The following is a 1,612-nucleotide window of genomic DNA, read 5'->3' as shown; positions in this document are numbered from 1 at the left end:
GGGTCTGCTAAAAACGTCCCCGCCAAGGGGTCTAAACGGGCCGTGGCGGCCTCCAAACGAAAAGTTCAGGGGTAAACACATGCAGGCTCGATTCGACGCTTATACGGCCACTACGCGCGCCGCACGGTATGACGACTTGATAGGGCTGGTCTGGCATCCCGGGGACAAGATCAGGCAGGGCCGCGGGCACCACGGATTCAAGGAGCGGGCATCGTTCGTCTCCAGCTGCGGCACCGAGTCAGGCTCCGTCTCATGGGGTGGCACCCATGGCGATCTGGTGATGATCGAGGCCAAGGGAGAGCGTACACCGCAGGCGGTCGAGAAGTTGAGAGCGAAGGTTGAGCATCGCTGTACTCGTGTCGACTCCTGCCACGACGTCGACCAGGTCGGCGCCTTCGATGCACTCCTGGAGGTCTGCACGGCGGTCAAGAAGGCCAACCGCATCAAGGGCGGTAAGGCTGGCGACTGGGACGACTTCCCGGAGGATGGCCGCACGCTGTATCTCGGCGCTTCAACCTCCCCTGTCAGGCTTCGCTTGTACGAGAAGGGCAAGCAACCAGAGTACCGGCATTTGAACAAGCCGGATTGGACGCGTATCGAGGTGCAGGTAAGGCCTGCGAAGGAAGCCAAGGACACGTTCAGCAAAGCCGATGCGATGGAGGTATGGGGGGCTGCGAGATGGTCTCGTGAGATCGCTGCCGAGGTCCTCTCTGCGCAGTTGGCTCCGCTGCCTGCCGGGACTACGTATCGCCTTGACGATCGAGAGCGCGCCCTGCGCTTCATGTGCAAGCAGTACGGTGCGCATCTGGTGGGCTTGCACAACGAGCTTGGCACGTGGGAGGACGTAGGCCGTAAGCTGGCTGAGATGATCGAGCGCGAACGTATGTTCGGAGGCGCAGCGTGACGATGGTGCGGGGGTATGGGGCCGCATAGGGCCCCATGTAGACCACAGAGCCTGCAGGCCCGGCCGACCATGCGCGGCTCGATGTGTTTGTGTCCTGTTTGCGTCCCTCGCGCCCTGCCAAACCTTCTCCCCTCTGCACATTGGCGAGTGCTGCATAAGTGCTTGCGGTGCTGCACCTTTCGGGATATGCTGCACCTGTTTTCTTGACAGGAGGCAAGCATGCCCGCTACGAATCCCCGAATTTCCGTGACCGTCACGACATCCGTCGAGGCTGTTCTGTCGCGTCTCTCTGTCGCCACCGGGCAGAGCAAGTCCTCCTTCATCGCGGAACTGCTGGAGTCGAGCATGCCGGTGCTCGAACGCATGGCGACTGTCATCGAAGCGGCCCAGCAGGCCAAGGACACGCTCAAGTCCCAGACGGTGAAGGACATGGAGGAGGCAGAGTCTCGCCTGCATGAGATCCTCGGCGTGACGATGGACATTTTCGACGAGACGACCGCTCCGATCCTGAAGGAGGCCGAACGTGTGCAGCGTAGGGCCAGAGGGCCAAGGAGTGGCACCGGACACCCCGCAGCCAGCCCCGCGCCGCGCGGGGTGGGCGGGGCCGCGACGCCGGCCCAACCCCCCTATGTAACACGGGGGTCAGGTACCCCAAAGCAAGGGAAAGGAGCAACGGCGAAAGGACAAGGGAATAGCGGAGAGAGGTCA

2 protein-coding genes are annotated in these 1,612 nt (G+C 62.5%); both read left to right on the top strand.

Translation table 11 applies throughout. The features are described 5' to 3' along the window. Positions 1-79: 79 nt before the first annotated feature. Positions 80-904, top strand: coding sequence for a replication initiation factor domain-containing protein (locus NX780_RS25040; protein ID WP_258830606.1), 825 nt, complete (start codon positions 80-82; stop codon positions 902-904). Positions 905-1,123: 219 nt separating this feature from the next. Further along, a partial coding sequence (locus NX780_RS25035; protein WP_258830605.1) for a hypothetical protein occupies positions 1,124-1,612 on the top strand: 489 nt, incomplete at its 3' end.

It is taken from the genome of Massilia agri, assembly GCF_024753255.1.
Classification (GTDB): Bacteria; Pseudomonadota; Gammaproteobacteria; order Burkholderiales; family Burkholderiaceae_D; genus Telluria; species Telluria agri.
The sequence above is the reverse complement of the archived record's forward strand: the minus strand, read 5'-3'. Positions and strand labels throughout refer to the sequence as shown.